This window comes from Pannonibacter phragmitetus (genome assembly GCF_050510895.1).
Lineage (GTDB): Bacteria > Pseudomonadota > Alphaproteobacteria > Rhizobiales > Stappiaceae > Pannonibacter > Pannonibacter phragmitetus_B.
Window position 1 is genome coordinate 1,453,162 of the sequence record NZ_JBNINT010000001.1, and the last position, 18,001, is coordinate 1,471,162.

At 61.4% G+C, this 18,001-nt stretch carries 15 protein-coding genes and 3 pseudogenes; all 18 read left to right on the top strand.

Going from position 1 to position 18,001, the window contains the following annotated elements; genetic code table 11:
• Positions 1-10 precede the first annotated feature (10 nt).
• Positions 11-1,195 carry an NADH-quinone oxidoreductase subunit D gene (locus ACQB61_RS06840; RefSeq protein ID WP_430512018.1) on the top strand — a complete coding sequence of 395 codons (1,185 nt, stop codon included), beginning with the start codon at positions 11-13 and terminating at the stop codon, positions 1,193-1,195.
• A gap of 3 nt (positions 1,196-1,198) precedes the next feature.
• On the top strand, positions 1,199-2,236 hold the full coding sequence (locus ACQB61_RS06845; RefSeq protein WP_430512019.1) for an FkbM family methyltransferase: 1,038 nt from the start codon (positions 1,199-1,201) through the stop codon (positions 2,234-2,236).
• Positions 2,211-3,017, top strand: a complete 807-nt coding sequence (gene nuoE, locus ACQB61_RS06850) for an NADH-quinone oxidoreductase subunit NuoE (protein WP_430512020.1) — start codon at positions 2,211-2,213, stop codon at positions 3,015-3,017. Before ACQB61_RS06845 ends, nuoE begins: the two co-directional genes overlap by 26 nt.
• A gap of 10 nt (positions 3,018-3,027) precedes the next feature.
• Entirely contained in the window at positions 3,028-4,329 is a 1,302-nt protein-coding gene (gene nuoF, locus ACQB61_RS06855) for an NADH-quinone oxidoreductase subunit NuoF (protein WP_430512021.1), read from the top strand.
• 4 nt (positions 4,330-4,333) lie between these two features.
• The gene (locus ACQB61_RS06860) at positions 4,334-4,669 is read left to right on the top strand and encodes a pentapeptide repeat-containing protein (RefSeq protein ID WP_430512022.1); all 336 of its coding nucleotides are present in this window, start codon (positions 4,334-4,336) and stop codon (positions 4,667-4,669) included.
• Positions 4,669-6,737: pseudogene (gene nuoG / locus ACQB61_RS06865) on the top strand (NADH-quinone oxidoreductase subunit NuoG). The gene ACQB61_RS06860 and the pseudogene nuoG overlap by 1 nt, the downstream one beginning before the upstream one ends.
• A gap of 16 nt (positions 6,738-6,753) precedes the next feature.
• Positions 6,754-7,803 (top strand): NADH-quinone oxidoreductase subunit NuoH, encoded by a 1,050-nt coding sequence (nuoH, locus tag ACQB61_RS06870; protein WP_430512023.1) that lies wholly within the window; start codon positions 6,754-6,756, stop codon positions 7,801-7,803.
• A 4-nt stretch (positions 7,804-7,807) separates the two neighbouring features.
• Complete coding sequence (locus tag ACQB61_RS06875; RefSeq protein WP_430512024.1) at positions 7,808-8,038, top strand: hypothetical protein; 231 nt, start codon at positions 7,808-7,810, stop codon at positions 8,036-8,038.
• Between the two features lie 28 nt (positions 8,039-8,066).
• Positions 8,067-8,555, top strand: a complete 489-nt coding sequence (gene nuoI, locus ACQB61_RS06880) for an NADH-quinone oxidoreductase subunit NuoI (protein ID WP_019964670.1) — start codon at positions 8,067-8,069, stop codon at positions 8,553-8,555.
• Positions 8,556-8,679: 124 nt separating this feature from the next.
• Complete coding sequence (locus ACQB61_RS06885) at positions 8,680-9,294, top strand: NADH-quinone oxidoreductase subunit J (RefSeq protein WP_334249922.1); 615 nt, start codon at positions 8,680-8,682, stop codon at positions 9,292-9,294.
• 90 nt (positions 9,295-9,384) lie between these two features.
• Positions 9,385-9,693 carry an NADH-quinone oxidoreductase subunit NuoK gene (nuoK, locus tag ACQB61_RS06890; protein WP_019964668.1) on the top strand — a complete coding sequence of 103 codons (309 nt, stop codon included), beginning with the start codon at positions 9,385-9,387 and terminating at the stop codon, positions 9,691-9,693.
• A 10-nt stretch (positions 9,694-9,703) separates the two neighbouring features.
• Positions 9,704-11,812, top strand: a complete 2,109-nt coding sequence (nuoL, locus tag ACQB61_RS06895; protein WP_430514316.1) for an NADH-quinone oxidoreductase subunit L — start codon at positions 9,704-9,706, stop codon at positions 11,810-11,812.
• Positions 11,730-13,265, top strand: coding sequence for an NADH-quinone oxidoreductase subunit M (locus ACQB61_RS06900; RefSeq protein WP_430512025.1), 1,536 nt, complete (start codon positions 11,730-11,732; stop codon positions 13,263-13,265). The genes nuoL and ACQB61_RS06900 overlap by 83 nt, the downstream gene beginning before the upstream one ends.
• Before the next feature lie 26 nt (positions 13,266-13,291).
• Positions 13,292-14,733, top strand: a pseudogene (gene nuoN, locus ACQB61_RS06905) (NADH-quinone oxidoreductase subunit NuoN).
• A 5-nt stretch (positions 14,734-14,738) separates the two neighbouring features.
• Positions 14,739-15,515, top strand: a complete 777-nt coding sequence (locus tag ACQB61_RS06910) for a biotin--[acetyl-CoA-carboxylase] ligase (RefSeq protein WP_430512026.1) — start codon at positions 14,739-14,741, stop codon at positions 15,513-15,515.
• A gap of 47 nt (positions 15,516-15,562) precedes the next feature.
• Positions 15,563-17,230 carry a ribonuclease J gene (locus ACQB61_RS06915; RefSeq protein WP_430512027.1) on the top strand — a complete coding sequence of 556 codons (1,668 nt, stop codon included), beginning with the start codon at positions 15,563-15,565 and terminating at the stop codon, positions 17,228-17,230.
• A gap of 93 nt (positions 17,231-17,323) precedes the next feature.
• The gene (gene mce / locus ACQB61_RS06920; RefSeq protein WP_430512028.1) at positions 17,324-17,728 is read left to right on the top strand and encodes a methylmalonyl-CoA epimerase; all 405 of its coding nucleotides are present in this window, start codon (positions 17,324-17,326) and stop codon (positions 17,726-17,728) included.
• A gap of 10 nt (positions 17,729-17,738) precedes the next feature.
• Positions 17,739-17,998, top strand: a pseudogene (locus ACQB61_RS06925) (DUF1467 family protein).
• Positions 17,999-18,001: the final 3 nt, after the last annotated feature.

Sequence of the window (18,001 nt, forward strand, 5' to 3'; positions counted from 1 at the left end):
GGCGGGCGGCATGGCTGAGGCTCAGGTTCGCAATTTCAACATCAACTTCGGCCCGCAGCATCCGGCGGCGCACGGCGTGCTGCGCCTTGTGCTGGAACTGGACGGCGAAGTGGTGACGCGCGTTGATCCGCATATCGGTCTGCTGCACCGCGGCACCGAGAAGCTGATCGAGCAGAAGACCTATCTGCAGGCAGTTCCCTATTTCGACCGCCTCGACTACGTGGCGCCGATGAACCAGGAGCATGCCTTTGCCCTGGCCGTGGAGCGCATGCTGGGAATCACCGTGCCGATGCGCGGGCAGCTGATCCGTGTTCTTTACTCGGAGATCGGCCGCATCCTGTCGCATCTGCTCAACGTGACGACGCAGGCCATGGACGTAGGCGCACTGACGCCGCCGCTGTGGGGCTTTGAGCCGCGTGAAGAGCTCATGGTGTTCTATGAGCGGGCCTGCGGCGCGCGCATGCATGCTGCCTTCGTTCGTCCGGGCGGCATCCACCAGGATCTGCCGCGCCAGCTGCTCGATGATATCTGGGATTTCTGCGATCCGTTCCTGCAGACGCTTGATGATATCGACGGTCTTCTGACCGACAACCGCATCTTCAAGCAGCGCAACGTCGATATCGGTGTCGTATCTCTGGAAGATGCATGGGCCTGGGGCTTCTCGGGCGTCATGGTGCGTGGCTCGGGGGCAGCCTGGGATCTGCGCAAGTCTCAGCCCTACGAGTGCTACGGCGATCTCGATTTCGACATTCCGATCGGCAAGAACGGCGACTGCTACGATCGTTATCTCATCCGCATGGAAGAGATGCGCCAGTCTATCCGAATCATGAAGCAGTGCCTTGAGCGCCTGACCAAGGAGACCGGTCCGGTCTCGTCCATGGATGGCAAGATCGTGCCGCCGAAGCGGGGCGAGATGAAGCGGTCGATGGAAGCGCTCATTCACCACTTCAAGCTCTACACAGAAGGCTACCACGTGCCGGCTGGCGAAGTTTACGCCGCCGTTGAAGCGCCTAAGGGCGAGTTCGGCGTCTACATCGTGGCGGATGGCACCAACAAGCCGTACCGTTGCAAGATCAAGGCGCCAGGTTATAGCCATCTCCAGGCGATGGATTTCCTCTGCCGCGGGCATCAGCTGGCCGACATTTCCGCAGTGCTCGGCTCGCTCGATATCGTGTTCGGGGAGGTCGACCGCTAGGGCATGGACCTGACCGGAGCCCCGATCAGCGTGGACAAGGCAAGCGGCGCCATCTCGGACGCGACGCTGGTGGAACACGCAGGGTTGGTTCTGACGCGGATGGCAGCCAAGATGCTGCGTCCGCTGGATGATCTGGGGTTTTCGCATGCGGCGCGGCTGATCCGCTGCCTGCTGCCAAGCCACCGGAAGGTGGCCGTCAGGTTCACGCAGGACATGACGTTCTGCTTCCCTTATGGCGACGGCTATTGGGGACTTCTGCTGGATCCTCGTGATACCTACGAGGAGGAGGTGGAAGCGGTTCTGCTGGCGGTGAAGGACTGTGACTATGCCTTCATCGATTGTGGTGCCAATTATGGATATTGGTCGCTCAAGGTGACCAGTGAGCAGTTTGGCCGGCACAGGGCGGCTGCAATCGAGCTGGATCCTGCCACGTTCGCGCTCCTTGAGGCGAATGTTGCGGCGAACGGCGGCAAGGTCACCTGCCTTAACAGGGCTGTGGCCGGACGGGATGACGATGTGCTCCGTTTCTACGGGGCCAAGCATGAGGCACGGTCCGTCGTGCCTCAGGCCGGTGTGGAGCCGAAGGGCGAGGTTCTTTCGGTTACGCTCGACCGTCTCGTGGATGATGGACACATTCCGCAGGAAGGGCCTCTGGTCCTGAAGCTGGATGTGGAAGGCGTCGAGATCGAGGCACTGCGCGGAGGCGTGGCGCTTCTGATGCGCGATGTGCTCGTGATCTACGAGGAGCATGGCAGCGACCGCAGCCATGCCGTTTCGCGCTACTTGCGCGAGGAATGCGGAATGCGGTTGTTCGGCCATGCCGGACGCGAATTTTTGAACTCGGCCCGCTCGGTGAGTTGGACCGTATCAAGACCAACCGGCGCAGAGGTTACGACTTCTTCGCCACACGCAGCCGCTTCTGGCTCGACCGCCTCGAAACCTTCGCAAGAGGGTAGGGGCGCGGGCAGGACCGGAGAGGCAGCGGCCCATAGGGCATGGAACGGGGAAAAGGACCATGGCGGTTCGCAGACTTGCCGCTGAACAACCTGAAAGCTTTGCTTTCACAGCGGAAAATCTCGCTTGGGCGAAGAAGGTGATCGACCGTTACCCGGCTGGCCGTCAGGCCTCGGCCGTGATCCCGCTTTTGTGGCGCGCGCAGGAACAGAACGAAGGCTGGGTGAGTGAGCCGGCAATCCGCTACATCGCGGAAATGCTGGGCATGCCGCACATCCGCGTGCTGGAAGTGGCGACGTTCTACACCATGTTCCAGCTGCAGCCGGTGGGCAAGAAGGCGCACATCCAGGTGTGCGGAACAACGCCCTGCCAGCTGCGCGGTGCGGAAGACCTGATCCGCGTTTGCAAGTCGAAGATCGCGGCTCATGCGCATGACCTGTCGGCCGACGGCAATTTCTCCTGGGAAGAGGTCGAGTGCCTTGGTGCCTGCGTCAACGCGCCCATGGTTCAGATCTTCAAGGACACCTACGAGGATCTGACGCCGGAGAGCCTTGAAAAGCTCATCGACGACATTTCCGCAGGCCGTGAAGTGACGCCCGGTCCGCAGATCAACCGGCGTTTCGGCGCTCCGGAAGGCGGCCCGACGTCGCTGACCGAAATTGCCGACGACACGCAAGGTGTTCTGCCCGTACCGCATGTGGTGGATGGCTCCGAGAAGGCTTCGCACGCCTTTGCCGGTCCGTCGATCAACGGCGGTGGCAAGGATTTCAACGGTGTACCGGATTCGGCTGAAGTGTCAGTTGCACGTGTGAAGGCCGAAGTGGCCGCCCGCAAGGCTGCAGAAGCTGCAGCCAAGAACGAGGGGTGAGAGAGGCAAGATGCTGAAGGATCAGGATCGGATCTTCACCAATATCTACGGCTTGCACGATTGGGGTCTTGAAGGCGCCCGCAAGCGTGGCCATTGGGACAACACCAAGGGGCTGATCGAGAAGGGCCGTGACTGGATCATCGAAGAGATGAAGAGTTCGGGCCTGCGCGGGCGCGGTGGCGCCGGCTTCCCGACCGGTCTCAAGTGGTCTTTCATGCCCAAGGCCAGTGACGGCCGCCCGTCCTATCTGGTGGTCAATGCGGACGAATCCGAGCCGGGCACCTGCAAGGACCGCGAGATCCTGCGCCACGACCCGCACACGCTGGTCGAGGGCTGCCTCGTCGCCGGCTTCGCCATGGGTGCCATTGCTGCCTACATCTACGTACGCGGCGAGTTCATCCGCGAGCGCGAGCGCCTGCAGGCAGCCATTGATCAGGCTTATGACGCTGGCCTGATCGGCAAGAACAACAAGAACGGCTACGATTTCGACATCTACGTCCACCACGGCGCAGGTGCCTATATCTGCGGTGAAGAGACCGCGCTGCTCGAAAGCCTTGAAGGCAAGAAGGGCCAGCCGCGCCTGAAGCCGCCGTTCCCGGCCAACGTCGGCCTCTATGGCTGCCCGACCACCGTGAACAACGTTGAGTCGATCGCCGTTTCTCCGACGATCCTGCGCCGCGGCGCTTCCTGGTTCTCCGGTCTCGGCAAGCCGAACAATGCAGGCACGAAGCTGTTCTGCGTGTCCGGCCACGTCAACCGTCCCTGCACGGTCGAGGAGGAGCTGGGCATTCCGTTCAGTGAACTCATCGAAAAGCACTGCGGCGGCATTCGCGGTGGCTGGGACAATCTGCTGGCAGTGATCCCGGGCGGCTCGTCCGTTCCGTGCCTCACAGGCGAGCAGATCAAGGACACGGCCATGGACTTCGATACCCTGCGCGGCCTCGGCTCCGGCCTTGGCACGGCGGCGGTGATCGTCATGGACAAGTCCACCGATATCATCAAGGCGATTGCGCGCCTGAGCTACTTCTACAAGCACGAGAGCTGCGGCCAGTGCACGCCGTGCCGCGAAGGCACCGGCTGGATGTGGCGTGTCATGGAGCGCATGGTCAAGGGCCAGTCCTCTCGCGAGGAAATCGACATGCTGTTCAACGTCACCAAGCAGGTGGAAGGTCACACGATCTGCGCCCTTGGCGATGCGGCTGCATGGCCGATCCAGGGCTTGATCAAGAACTTCAGGCCCGTGATCGAGGCCCGCATTGACGACTACGTGGCCAAGACCAAGGCTCCCAAGGCCTTGGCTGCGGCGGAGTGATGCGATGAAGATCCACCATGAAAAGCATTGCATGGATGTCAAAGGCAGCGACCTTTCCGGGTCGTCCTTTGATGATGTCAATCTTTCTGGAAGCGCGTTCGTGAACGTCAATCTGTCTGGTGGATCTTACCGCAACATCAATCTGTCTGGCTGTACATACAGCGACGCAAACCTGTCCGGCGGACGGTATGACGACGTGAATATGGCCGGGTTTCGTATAACCAACGCCAATCTGGCGGGGGCCTCTATCAACGATTGCCGTCTCGATGGAATGACCATCAACGGCATCGAGGTCACAGAACTGCTGGCTGCCTACACCGCAGCACAAGAGGCGAAGTGATGACAAAGCTGATCATCGACGGCAAGGAAGTTGACGTCCCGGCGGATTACACGCTGTTGCAGGCCTGCGAGGAAGCAGGGGCGGAAGTGCCGCGTTTCTGCTACCATGACCGGCTTTCGATTGCCGGCAACTGCCGCATGTGCCTTGTGGAAGTGAAGGGCGGGCCCCCGAAGCCGACGGCCTCCTGCGCCATGGGCGTGCGTGATCTGCGGCCCGGCCCGAACGGCGAGCCGCCGGTGGTGCTGACCAAGAGCCCGATGGTCAAGAAGGCCCGCGAAGGTGTGATGGAGTTCCTGCTCATCAACCATCCGCTGGATTGCCCGATCTGTGACCAGGGCGGCGAGTGCGACCTTCAGGACCAGGCTATGGCCTATGGTGTGGACAGCTCGCGTTTTGCTGAGAACAAGCGCGCTGTCGAGAACAAGCACCTCGGTCCGCTGGTCAAGACCATCATGACCCGCTGCATCCACTGCACGCGCTGCGTCCGTTTCACCACGGAAGTCTGTGGCGTTGCCGACATGGGCCTGATCGGCCGTGGCGAAGATGCGGAGATCACCACCTATCTGGAAGCCGCTCTGTCCTCAGAAATGCAGGGCAACGTTGCTGACTTGTGCCCGGTCGGTGCGCTGACGCACAAGCCCTACGAATTCAACGCCCGTCCCTGGGAACTGGTGAAGACGGAAAGCGTCGACGTCATGGACGCGCTCGGCTCTGCCATCCGCGTTGACACCCGTGGCCGCGAAGTGATGCGCATCATGCCGCGCCTCAATGACGAGGTGAACGAGGAGTGGCTCTCGGACAAGTCCCGCTATATCTGGGACGGCCTGAAGACCCAGCGCCTCGACCGGCCCTACGCTCGCAAGGATGGCAAGCTGGTTCCGGTGAGCTGGAGCGAAGCCTTCCAGATCATCGCAGACAAGGTGAAGGCCACCACCGCTGACAAGATCGGCGCGCTCGCCGGTCAGCTGTCCAGCGTGGAAGAGCTGTTTGCGCTGAAGAGCCTGATGGACAGCCTCGGTGTGAAGAACATCGACAGCCGCTTCCCCGGCTCGCCGCTGCATCCCAAGCATGGCCGTGCCAGCTATCTGTTCAACGCCACGGTTGCCGGGATCGACGAGGCCGATGCCATCGTTCTGATCGGCACCAACCCGCGCCTTGAAGCTCCGGTGCTCAACGCCCGGCTGCGCAAGCGCTGGGTCAAGGGCAATGTCCAGATTTCAGTGATTGGCCAGAACGCTGATCTCACCTATCCGGTCACCTACAAGGGCGCTGGTCCCGAAACTCTGGCTTCGCTCATTGACGATGCGTCCTTCCTCGCCGGTGCGAAGAAGCCGCTGATCATCGTCGGTCAGGGCGCGATCAACCGTCCGGACGGGGCTGCGGTTCTGTCGCTGGCGGCCAAGCTTGCCCAGTCGCGCGGCGCAGTCCGGGAAGACTGGAACGGTTTCAGTGTCCTGCACACGGAAGCTGCTCAGGTTGGCGCGCTCGACATCGGCTTTGTGCCGGGCGAGGGCGGTCTGTCGACCGGTCAGATCCTGGCGGAGAACAGCCTCGACGTTCTGTTCCTGCTCGGCGTGGACGAAATCGAGATCCCGGCTGGCGCCTTCGTGGTCTATCAGGGCACTCATGGTGACAAGGGCGCCCACCGCGCCGACGTCATCCTGCCGGGTGCTGCCTATACCGAGAAGTCGGGCCTTTATGTGAATCTCGAAGGCCGCGTCCAGATGGGCGACCGCGCAGGCTTCCCCCGGGCGAAGCACGCGAAGACTGGGCGGTTCTGCGTGCCCTGTCTGCGGTTCTCGGCAAGGCTCTGCCGTTCGACAGCCTGGCGCAGCTGCGCGCCAAGCTCTTCGAGGCATTCCCGCATATGGCGGCCATCGACACCATCGCGGCCAGTAGCCCGGCTGACGTTGAAGCGCTGGCAGGCCTTGGCGGCAAGACCAACTCCGTCGCCTTCACCAATGTGATCAGCGACTTCTATCTGACGAACCCGATCGCACGTGCGTCGAAGGTCATGGCGGAATGCTCCGCGCTGGCCAAGTCGCGCCTGGCGGCGGCTGCGGAATAAGGGGCAGGGGACAACGATGTCGGAGTTTATGACGACCTACGGCTGGCCGTTCCTCTGGATGGCGTTCCAGAGCGTGCTGCTGATGGTGGTGCTCCTCGTGATCATCGCCTACATCCTCTATGCCGACCGCAAGATCTGGGCTGCCGTGCAGATCCGCCGTGGCCCGAACGTGGTTGGCCCCTGGGGGCTTTTCCAGTCCTTTGCCGACCTTCTGAAGTTCGTGCTGAAGGAGCCGGTCATTCCGTCGGGTTCGAACAAGGGCCTTTTCCTGCTGGCGCCGCTGATCACCGTGCTTCTGGCGCTGAGCGCCTGGGCCGTTGTTCCGGTTGCTGATGGCTGGGTGGTTGCCGACATCAATGTGGGCATTCTCTACATTTTCGCCATCTCCTCGCTTGGCGTGTACGGCATCATCATCGGTGGCTGGGCGTCCAACTCGAAGTATCCCTTCCTGTCGGCCCTGCGTTCTGCGGCTCAGATGGTGTCCTATGAAGTGTCCATCGGCCTCGTGATTGTCACAGTGCTGCTCTGTGCCGGCTCGCTGAACCTGTCCGAGATCGTCAACTCCCAGAAGACGGGCCTGGCGACGGCCGTTGGCCTTCCCTGGCTGTCGATCCTGAACTGGTACTGGCTGCCGCTGCTGCCGATGTTCGTGGTGTTCTTCATTTCGGCTCTGGCTGAAACGAACCGCCCTCCGTTCGATCTGGCGGAAGCAGAGTCGGAACTCGTGGCCGGCTTCATGGTGGAATACGGCTCCACCCCGTACATGATGTTCATGCTCGGCGAGTATGTGTCGATTGCGCTGATGTGCGCGATGATGACCATCCTGTTCATGGGTGGCTGGCTGCCGCCGGTGGACGTGGCTCCCTTCACCTGGGTGCCGGGCGTTGTCTGGTTCCTGCTGAAGTCGCTCCTTGTCTTCTTCATGTTCGCCATGGTGAAGGCAATGGTGCCGCGCTACCGCTATGACCAGCTGATGCGTCTGGGCTGGAAGATCTTCCTGCCGCTGTCGCTGATCATGGTTGTGGTTGTCGCCGGCGTTCTGCAGGTGATGGGCTGGGCCCCGTAAGGCCATGGAGATTTCTGTCGCCGGGTTGATTGGGGCAGCCATCGGGTTGTACATCGGCTGGCTCGACTACGGCATCCTGAACGGGTTGCTGTCGGCGATGGTCGAAAAGAACAAGCGCAAGGGCGGCGGATGGGCCGTACGGTTCGAGCCAGCCCTGCGCAAACTGGTTTTCATCCTTCCGGTCACCCTCTTTCCGGTGATCGGGTATCTGGCCGCATTTCAGCTCGTGGGCTGAGCGGCAGGAAGGTTAAGAGGCTCTGGCGATGGGACTTGATCAGGCCATAAAGTCGCTGTTCTTGAAGGAGTTCGTATCGGCGTTCTTTCTCGCCATGCGCTACTTCTTCAAGCCGAAGCCGACTGTGAACTACCCCTTCGAGAAGGGGCCGGTGAGCCCGCGTTTCCGCGGCGAGCATGCCCTGCGGCGCTATCCCAACGGGGAAGAGCGCTGCATCGCCTGCAAGCTGTGTGAAGCCATCTGCCCGGCGCAGGCAATCACCATCGAAGCTGGCCCGCGCCGCAACGATGGTACCCGCCGCACCACCCGTTATGACATTGACATGGTCAAGTGCATCTACTGCGGCTTCTGCCAGGAAGCCTGCCCGGTGGATGCAATCGTCGAGGGCCCGAACTTCGAGTTCGCCACCGAGACGCGCGAAGAGCTTTACTACTCCAAGGAAAAGCTGCTCGCGAATGGCGACCGGTGGGAGCGGGAAATCGCTCGCAACATCGCAATGGATGCGCCCTACCGCTGAGGCGGCAGGCAATGAAACAAGATGCCTGGCCGCCGCCTGAGGCGGGCAGGGCAGGTGACCCGGCCAACCGGCGGGGTTGCGCTATTGAGCCAAAGGCAAGAGCCCGAGACATGCAGGTCCTGACATGATCCTGAAAGCCCTCTTCTTCTATCTGTTTGCCGGAGTGACCGTGGCATCTGCCTTCATGGTCATCTCGTCGCGCAATCCGGTGCACTCGGTGCTGTTCCTCATTCTGGCCTTCGTCAATTCGGCTGGTCTGTTCATCCTTCTGGGGGCCGAGTATCTCGCCATGCTGCTGATCGTCGTGTACGTCGGCGCGGTGGCGGTGCTGTTCCTCTTCGTGGTGATGATGCTGGACGTTGACTTCGTCGAGCTGCGGCAGGGCTTCCTCCAGTATATGCCGGTGGGCGCACTGGTCGGTTTGATCCTGCTGGTCGAGCTGCTGATGGGCGTTGGCGCCTGGGTGATCGCGCCTGAGCTGCTGGGCCATGGGTCACAGCCGATCCCGGCGCTGGATCAGGTGTCCAACATCGAGGCCATCGGCCAGGTGCTCTACACCAAGTACATCTTCTTCTTCCAGGTTGCCGGGCTTGTGCTGCTGGTTGCGATGATCGGGGCCATCGTCCTGACGCTGCGCCACCGTGAGGGCATCAAGCGCCAGAGCGTTCCGGCTCAGGTTGCGCGCAACAAGGCCTCGGCCATCGAGATCCGCAAGGTCGAGCCGGGCAAGGGCATTTGACGCGGGAAACCGCGGTTTTAAACCCGGGCAGGGGCATCTGATGCTCTTCTGCCCGGATCGGGGTAAACGAGGGAGCACTGCGAGGCGCCCATGGAAATCGGTCTGTCGCACTATCTGTCGGTCGCGGCCATCCTGTTCACGATCGGGATCTTCGGGATCTTTCTGAACAGGAAAAACGTGATTGTCATCCTGATGTCGGTGGAGCTTCTGCTCCTCGCCGTCAACATCAACTTTGTCGCCTTCTCCACGCACCTGGGCGATCTCATGGGCCAGATTTTCACCATGCTGGTTCTAACCGTGGCGGCCGCCGAGGCTGCCATCGGCCTCGCCATTCTGGTCGTGTTCCACCGCAACCGCGGCTCCATTGCCGTGGAAGACATCAATGCGATGAAGGGGTAACGGACGGATGTTGTATTCAGCGATCGTCTTCCTGCCCCTGATCGGCTTCCTGATTGCCGGTCTCTTCGGGCGTGTGATCGGGCATACTGCAAGCGAGTATATCACCAGCGGTCTGGTGATCACCTCTGCCGTGTTGTCCTGGATTGCCTTCTTCACCATCGGCTACGGCGAAACGGCGCTTGTCGAGATCGAGGTCCTGCGCTGGATCTCCTCTGGCGCGCTCAATGTCGCCTGGTCGCTGCGCATCGACACGCTCACCGTGGTGATGCTGGTGGTGGTGAACACGGTTTCGGCTCTCGTGCATGTCTATTCCATCGGCTACATGCACCACGATCCGCACCGCTCGCGGTTCTTTGCCTATCTGTCGCTCTTCACCTTCGCCATGCTGTCGCTGGTGACGTCGAATAACCTGCTTCAGATGTTCTTCGGCTGGGAAGGCGTGGGCGTGGCCTCGTACCTGCTCATCGGTTTCTGGTACAAGAAGCCGTCGGCCAACGCAGCTGCCATGAAGGCCTTCGTCGTCAACCGCGTGGGTGACTTCGGCTTTGCGCTCGGTATCTTCGGCATCTTCATGATGTTCGGCACCATCAACCTGCCGGAAATCTTCGCCAATGCCCAGTCCGTCGTTGGCGGCCACGGGGCAGAGGGCGCTGAGCACGGAGCGGCGGTCCTGAACTTCCTCGGGCACCCGCTGGATGCGCATACGGCAATGACGGTTGTCTGCCTGCTGCTGTTCATGGGCGCCATGGGCAAGTCGGCGCAGTTCCTGCTGCACACCTGGCTGCCGGACGCGATGGAAGGCCCGACCCCGGTGTCGGCGCTCATTCACGCGGCCACGATGGTGACCGCCGGTGTCTTCATGGTCGCCCGTCTGTCGCCCCTGTTCGAGCTGTCCCATACGGCGCTGACGGTTGTCACCTTCTTCGGTGCCACGACCGCCTTCTTTGCCGCGACGGTCGGCCTCGTGCAGAACGACATCAAGCGCGTGATCGCCTATTCGACCTGTTCGCAGCTTGGCTACATGTTCGTGGCGCTCGGCGTCGGGGCCTACTCGATTGCGGTGTTCCACCTGTTTACGCACGCCTTCTTCAAGGCGCTTCTGTTCCTCTGCGCCGGTTCGGTCATCCATGCCGTGTCGGACGAGCAGGACATGCGCAAGATGGGCGGCCTGCGCAAGCATATCCCGTTCACCTACTGGACCATGTTCATCGGCACGCTCGCCCTCACGGGTGTCGGCATTCCACTCACGCACATTGGTCTGGCCGGCTTCCTGTCCAAGGATCTGGTGATTGAGGCCGCTTATGCCGCTTCGTCCGGTGAGCATGCCAATGCGTTCGCGCTCTATGGCTTCTGGATGACCGTTGCGGCCGCAGGCCTGACGTCCTTCTACTCCTGGCGTCTGACGTTCATGACTTTCCACGGCAAGCCGCGTGCGCCTGTGGATGTCATGAAGCATGTCCACGAGTCGCCGATGGTGATGCTGGCTCCGCTCTTCATTCTGTCGATCGGTGCGGTCCTGGCGGGCATGGTGTTCTTCAGCCAGTTTGCTGGCGAAGCCTACGACGCCTTCTGGAAGGGCGCGCTGTTCACCGGTGCCGAGAACCACATCCTGCACGCCATCCATGAGGTGCCGAAGTGGGTCAAGGTTTCGCCCTTCGTCATGATGGTGCTTGGCCTTACGACCGCCTGGTACTTCTACATCCGCTCGCCCGAGACGCCCAAGCGCCTGGCTGCCGAGCATGAGGGGCTCTACAAGTTCCTGCTCAACAAGTGGTACTTCGACGAGCTCTACAACTTCATCTTCGTGCGTCCGGCCATGTGGATCGGCCGCCAGCTCTGGAAGAAGGGTGATGGCAAGATCATCGATGGCTACGGCCCCGATGGCGTTGCAGCCCGCGTCCAGAATGTCACATCCTGGGTCGTGCGCCTGCAGACCGGGTATCTCTACCACTATGCTTTTGCGATGCTGATCGGTGTGGCGGCGCTCGTCACCTGGTCGATGTTCACCGGCGTTTCGACCGGCGGGGAGCGCACTGATGATCGATTGGCCGATCCTGACACTGACCACATTCCTGCCGCTGGCAGGTGTGCTGGCCATTCTCCTGGTGCCGGGAGATGATGACGGGGCAAAGCGTAACATCCGTATGGTTGCGCTGGTCACCACCATCTTCACCTTCATCCTGTCGCTGTTCATCTGGGGCGCCTTCGACTACGCCAACCCGGGCTTCCAGCTTGTCGAGAGCAAGGAATGGCTGGGCGGCAACATCGGCTACCGCATGGGCGTCGATGGCATCTCGATGCTCTTCGTCATCCTGACGACGTTCCTCATGCCCTTCTGCATCCTAGCCTCCTGGGAGAGCGTGCAGAAGCGTGTGAAGGAGTACATGATCGCTTTCCTCATTCTGGAAACGATGATGATCGGCGTGTTCTGCGCGCTGGATCTGGTGCTCTTCTACGTCTTCTTCGAGGCGAGCCTGCTGCCGATGTTCCTCATCATCGGCGTGTGGGGCGGCAAGCGCCGCGTCTATGCCAGCTACAAGTTCTTCCTCTACACGCTGCTCGGCTCCGTCCTGATGCTGGTGGCCATCATGTCCATGTACTGGACGGCTGGCACCACCGACATTGCCGCTCTGATGCGCCATCCCTTTGCGGAGAATGCGCAGACGTGGCTATGGCTTGCCTTCTTCGCCAGCTTCGCGGTGAAGATGCCGATGTGGCCGGTGCACACCTGGCTGCCGGACGCCCACGTGGAAGCGCCGACCGCCGGTTCGGTGATCCTGGCCGGCGTGCTGCTGAAGATGGGTGGCTACGGCTTCCTGCGCTTCTCGCTGCCGATGTTCCCGCTGGCGAGCGAAATGTTTGCGCCGATGGTGTTCACTCTCTCCGTCGTTGCCATCATCTACACCTCGCTGGTGGCTCTGGCGCAGGAAGACATCAAAAAGCTCATCGCCTATTCGTCCGTCGCTCACATGGGCTACGTCACCATGGGCATCTTCGCGATGAACATGCAGGGCCTCCAGGGCGCGATCTTCCAGATGCTGTCGCATGGTATTGTCTCCGGCGCGCTCTTCCTCTGCGTCGGCGTGATCTATGACCGTATGCACACCCGCGAGATTTCGGCCTATGGCGGCCTTGTCAACCGGATGCCGGTCTATGCGGTAATCTTCCTGATCCTGACCATGGCCAATGTGGGCCTGCCGGGTACCAGTGGCTTCGTCGGTGAAATCCTGACACTGATGGGTGCCTTTGAGGCGAACACCTGGGTTGCCTTCTTCGCAGCCACCGGCGTGATCCTCTCGGCGACTTATGCGCTCTATCTCTACCGCCGCGTCGTCTTTGGCGCGCTGGACAAGGAGAGCCTGAAGTCGATCCTGGATCTGGACCTCCGCGAGAAGGTGCTTCTTGTGCCGCTCGTCGTTCTGACCATCTTCTTCGGCTTCTATCCGTCGCCGATCATTGATGTCACGACGGCCTCGGTCGAAGCCCTGATCACCAATTATAATGCTGCCATTGAGGCGGCTGGCCCGGCGCTGGTGGAACATGTTCCCGCTGCTGCCGCCGCCAGCCACTGATCCCGACTGGACGAAAGACGCGCGCAATGTCTGAAACCACTCAATTGCCCGACCTTCTGCCCGTACTGCCGGAGATCTTCCTCTCTGCGGGTGCTCTCGTGCTGCTGATGATTGGCGCCTTTGGCGGCAAGAAGATCAGCTTCCTCGTCAACGGCATGGCAATGGGTCTTGTCGCAGCGGCAGCGCTCTTTGTGCTGCCCTACGGCGCCCAGCTCGGGACGACCTTCAACGGCGCTTTCATTCTGGATGGCTTTGCCTTCTACATGAAGCAGCTGGTGCTGATCGGCTCGTTCTTCGCCATCGCCATGTCCTGGGCCTATGCCAAGAGCCAGTCGTTCGACCGGTTCGAGTATCCGGTGCTGATCCTGCTGGCCACTGTCGGCATGATGCTGATGCTCTCGGCTAATGATATGATCGCCCTCTACCTCGGCCTCGAACTGCAGAGCCTTGCGCTCTACGTGGTCGCTGCGATCAACCGTGATTCCGTGCGCTCCACGGAGGCAGGCCTCAAGTACTTCGTGCTGGGTGCCCTGTCCTCGGGCATGCTGCTCTATGGCATCTCGCTGGTCTACGGCTTCACCGGCCAGGTCGGCTTCCCCGAGATCGCAGCGGTGCTGACGAAGGAGGGGCTTCCGCCGGTCTGGTGTTTGGTCTCGTGTTCATGCTCGCGGGCCTTGCCTTCAAGATTTCCGCCGTGCCGTTCCACATGTGGACGCCGGATGTCTATGAGGGCGCGCCGACGCCGGTCACCGCCTTCTTTGCAGCTGCTCCGAAGGTGGCAGCCATGGGCCTTCTGGTTCGTGTCGTCATCGACGTGTTCCAGCCGGTTGCGCATGACTGGCAGCAGATCGTGGTCTTTGTCTCCATCGCCTCCATGGTGCTGGGTGCCTTTGCCGCGATTGGCCAGACCAACATCAAGCGCCTGATGGCCTATTCCTCCATTGGCCACATGGGCTATGCGCTGGTTGGTCTTGCCTCCGGCACGGAAGAGGGCGTGATGGGCGTCATCGTCTACATGACAGCCTATCTGGTGATGACCCTCGGCGCCTTCGCCTGCATCCTCTCCATGCGCCGCAAGTCGGGCATGGTCGAAGAGATCAGCGAACTGTCCGGCCTGTGGAAGTCCAACCTGCCGATGGCAATCCTGCTGGCCTGCATCATGTGGTCGCTGGCCGGTCTGCCGCCGTTCATCGGCTTCTTCGCCAAGTGGTATGTGTTCTCCGCAGCCGTCGAGGCGGGGCTCTATCCGCTGGCGATCATCGGTGTGGTCGCTTCGGTCGTTGGTGCCTACTATTATCTGCGTGTCATCAAGGTGATGTTCTTTGATGAGCCTGCAGAGAAGTTCGAGCCGATGCCGGTGGAACTGCGGGTCGTGCTGGGCCTGTCCAGCATTGGCGTGCTGTTCTTCTTCGCCGGAGCTTCCAGCTTTGTGCCGGTGGCTACGGCTGCGGCCAAGAGCCTGTTCTGAGCCGCATGAGCGAGACATTGCAAGATTTTGGCCCGGTGCCTTGCGCACCGGGCTTCCGTTTTGAAAGGCACTCTGCGCTGGAGTCCACCAATACCCGCGCCATGGAACTGGGGCGGGCAGGGGAAGCTGGTGGTCTTTGGGTGCTGGCTGATGTTCAGACTGGCGGACGCGGGCGCCGCGGGCGTGCCTGGATGTCGCCGAAGGGCAATCTCTTTGCCACGGTGCTTCTGATTGATCCGGGTCCGCGCGACCGGCTGGGTGAGCTGCCGATGGTGGCTGCGGTTGCCCTTGCAGAGGCGGTGGACCGGGCGGTTGGCTCCATAGGTCTTGCAAGGCTCAAATGGCCAAACGACCTTCTGGTGGATGGAGGCAAGCTCTCAGGCATCCTGCTGGAAGCCCAACCGTTGAGCGGCGGCCGTACCGGGGTCGTCTGCGGTTTTGGGGTCAATGTCGCGGCGCATCCGGCGATTGAAGCCTATGCCACGACGGACCTGACAGCTCTCGGCTTCCGTGTATCTGCGGAACTGATGTTCGAGCGGCTGGCGGAACAGTTTGCCCTCTGGCTCGGTCACTGGCAGCGCGATGGCTTCGAGCCTGTGCGTGAGGCCTGGATGAAACGGGCGTTGCGGCTGGGCGAGAAGATTGCCGTTCGAATGGGCGAAGAGCTGATAGAAGGACGCTTTGCCGAAATCGACGAGCGCGGCCAGATGGTGCTGGTGCTTGACAACGGCAGCAAAAAGACAATTTCGGCCGGAGATGTTTTCTTCGGAACCAATGGTTGACCGCACCGCAAAACCGGGCGGACGTGAATATGCAAGGAGCACACCGTATGGCGGATGCCAACGAAGTCGTCTTCCTGCCGCTTGGCGGCGTTGGCGAAATCGGAATGAACCTGGGCCTTTATGGCTACGGCCCGGACGGCGACCGCACGTGGCTGATCGTGGATTGCGGCGTCACTTTTGCAGGCCCTGACCTGCCGGGCATCGATCTGGTTCTGCCGGACATCCGCTTCCTGGAGAGCGAACGGAACCGGATCGCCGGAATGGTGATCACCCATGCGCATGAAGATCACTACGGCGGCATCATGCACCTGTGGCCCTATCTGAGGGTTCCGGTCTATGCCACTGCATTTACTGCAGGTTTGCTGGAAGCCAAGATCGAGAGCGAGCCGGGTGCGGAAGAAGTGCCGGTCACTGTCGTCAAGCAGGGCGACAGGCTGAAGATAGGTGCCTTCGACGTCGAGCTCGTCGCCATGTCCCACTCCATCCCCGAGCCTTGCGCGCTTGCGCTGCGCTTCCCGGAAGGCATGGTGGTGCATACCGGTGACTGGAAGATCGACCGGACACCGGGCATCGGCAAGCCGATTGATCTCGACCGTCTGGCCGAACTTGGCCGGGAAGGGGTTACAGCCCTCGTGTGCGACAGCACCAACGCTTACAGGGAAGGCTTCAGCCCCTCTGAAGGTGATGTCGCCGGCGAACTGACCAAGATCATGAAGCGGGCGAAGCATCGCGTCGCCGTGACCACTTTCTCGTCCAACGTTGCCCGCATCCGTGCCATTGCCGAAGCGGCTGCCGCCGCAGAGCGCAACCTTGTCGTCGTCGGCCGCTCCATGCGCCGGGTGATCGAGGTGGCTGGCGAGCTTGGCTATCTGGACCACCTGCCACCATTCCTTGATGAGGACAGCTACGGCTTCCTGCCACGCGAGAAGACGGTGCTGCTTTGCACCGGTTCGCAGGGCGAGGTTCGTGCCGCTCTTGCCCGCATTGCGGCGGGAGAGCACCGCAATATTGCCCTGTCGAAGGGCGATGTGGTGATCTTCTCCGCCCGCACCATTCCGGGCAACGAGAAGGAAGTTGGCGCCATCGTCAACAATCTGGCGAAGTCCGGGGTTGAGATCGTCACAGACAGGGATGGGCTTGTGCACGTCTCCGGCCATCCCCGGCAGGGAGAATTGGCGGAGCTTTACAAGCTGCTTCAGCCAAAGGTGGTGGTTCCCGTTCACGGCGAACCGTTCCATCTTGCAGCCCATGGCGAGTTTGCCCGCTCGCAGAAGATCAAGTCGGTTGTGGTGGCCGGAAACGGCGACATCATCCGCCTGGCGCCGGGGCGTGCCGAAGTCATCGATGAAGCGCCGTTCGGCATCACGGTGGTGGATGGCAGGATCATGGGGGACCCGGAGGAGACGGGCGTGAAGGAGCGGCGCAAGCTGGCCTTTGCCGGAGCTCTTGTGGTGTCGCTGGTGATCAACAAGACCGGCGATCTTCTGGATGATCCCGCCGTCGCGCTCTTCGGCATTCCCGAAATGGATGATGAAGGCGACGAGATGGAGGAGATCGTCATCAAGGCCGTGCATGGCGCCTTCGGCAGCATTCCGAAGGCCCGCCGCAAGGACCCTGATCTGGTGAGTGAAGCAGTGCGCCGCTCCGTGCGTTCCAGCGTCAACGACGTCTGGGGCAAGAAGACGCTCTGCAAGGTGCTTGTCTCCCGCGTATGATAGCGGATGCGGGCCCTTGGGAGAGGGCCCGCTGATACACGCTGGCGTGTGGCGGGCTGTGAGAGAACATGCCCGCCGGGCGAAGGAGGAAAGATGATCGGACGCTTGAACCACGTGGCCATTGCCGTCAGTGACATTGACGCTGCCACTGCAGTCTACCGCGACACGCTGGGGGCGGATGTCTCGGCCAAAGTGCCGCAGCCGGATCATGGCGTGTCGACAGTCTTCATCAATCTGCCCAACACCAAGATCGAGCTGCTGGAGCCGCTCGGCGAAAACTCTCCCATCCTGAAGTTTCTCGAAAAGAACCCGTCCGGCGGCATTCATCATGTCTGCTATGAGGTGGATGACATTCTGGCCGCGCGCGATCAGCTCCTGGCCAAGGGCGCCCGCGTACTGGGCGATGGCGAGCCGAAGATTGGTGCCCATGGCAAGCCGGTGCTGTTTCTCCACCCGAAGGATTTTCTCGGCACCCTGACCGAACTCGAACAAGCCTGAAGGACCTGTGATGTCGATTACCTACGGCCTTGCTGTCTATTTCATGATGTGGTGGATCCTCCTCTTCGCCGCGCTGCCGTTCGGGGTGCGCACGCAGGCGGAGGAGGGGAGGTTGTTCCCGGTACCGTGGAAAGCGCCCCGGCGCGCCACCGCATGTGGCGGGTGGTCATGTGGAACACCGTGGTAACGACCATCGTCTTTGCCGCTTTCGTCTGGCTGCGCCAGTCGGGCCTCACGCTGGATGATATTCCGCTGCCGGGTCCGCGGTAAGGA

Excerpts from the sequence above, each read along its gene's own strand:
- ACQB61_RS06840 (WP_430512018.1), top strand. The coding sequence starts at position 11 with ATGGCTGAGGCTCAGGTTCGCAATTTCAACATCAACTTCGGCCCGCAG.
- ACQB61_RS06845 (WP_430512019.1), top strand. The coding sequence starts at position 1,199 with ATGGACCTGACCGGAGCCCCGATCAGCGTGGACAAGGCAAGCGGCGCC.
- nuoE (WP_430512020.1), top strand. The coding sequence starts at position 2,211 with ATGGCGGTTCGCAGACTTGCCGCTGAACAACCTGAAAGCTTTGCTTTC.
- nuoF (WP_430512021.1), top strand. The coding sequence starts at position 3,028 with ATGCTGAAGGATCAGGATCGGATCTTCACCAATATCTACGGCTTGCAC.
- ACQB61_RS06860 (WP_430512022.1), top strand. The coding sequence starts at position 4,334 with ATGAAGATCCACCATGAAAAGCATTGCATGGATGTCAAAGGCAGCGAC.
- nuoH (WP_430512023.1), top strand. The coding sequence starts at position 6,754 with ATGTCGGAGTTTATGACGACCTACGGCTGGCCGTTCCTCTGGATGGCG.
- ACQB61_RS06875 (WP_430512024.1), top strand. The coding sequence starts at position 7,808 with ATGGAGATTTCTGTCGCCGGGTTGATTGGGGCAGCCATCGGGTTGTAC.
- nuoI (WP_019964670.1), top strand. The coding sequence starts at position 8,067 with ATGGGACTTGATCAGGCCATAAAGTCGCTGTTCTTGAAGGAGTTCGTA.
- ACQB61_RS06885 (WP_334249922.1), top strand. The coding sequence starts at position 8,680 with ATGATCCTGAAAGCCCTCTTCTTCTATCTGTTTGCCGGAGTGACCGTG.
- nuoK (WP_019964668.1), top strand. The coding sequence starts at position 9,385 with ATGGAAATCGGTCTGTCGCACTATCTGTCGGTCGCGGCCATCCTGTTC.
- ACQB61_RS06900 (WP_430512025.1), top strand. The coding sequence starts at position 11,730 with ATGATCGATTGGCCGATCCTGACACTGACCACATTCCTGCCGCTGGCA.
- ACQB61_RS06910 (WP_430512026.1), top strand. The coding sequence starts at position 14,739 with ATGAGCGAGACATTGCAAGATTTTGGCCCGGTGCCTTGCGCACCGGGC.
- ACQB61_RS06915 (WP_430512027.1), top strand. The coding sequence starts at position 15,563 with ATGGCGGATGCCAACGAAGTCGTCTTCCTGCCGCTTGGCGGCGTTGGC.
- mce (WP_430512028.1), top strand. The coding sequence starts at position 17,324 with ATGATCGGACGCTTGAACCACGTGGCCATTGCCGTCAGTGACATTGAC.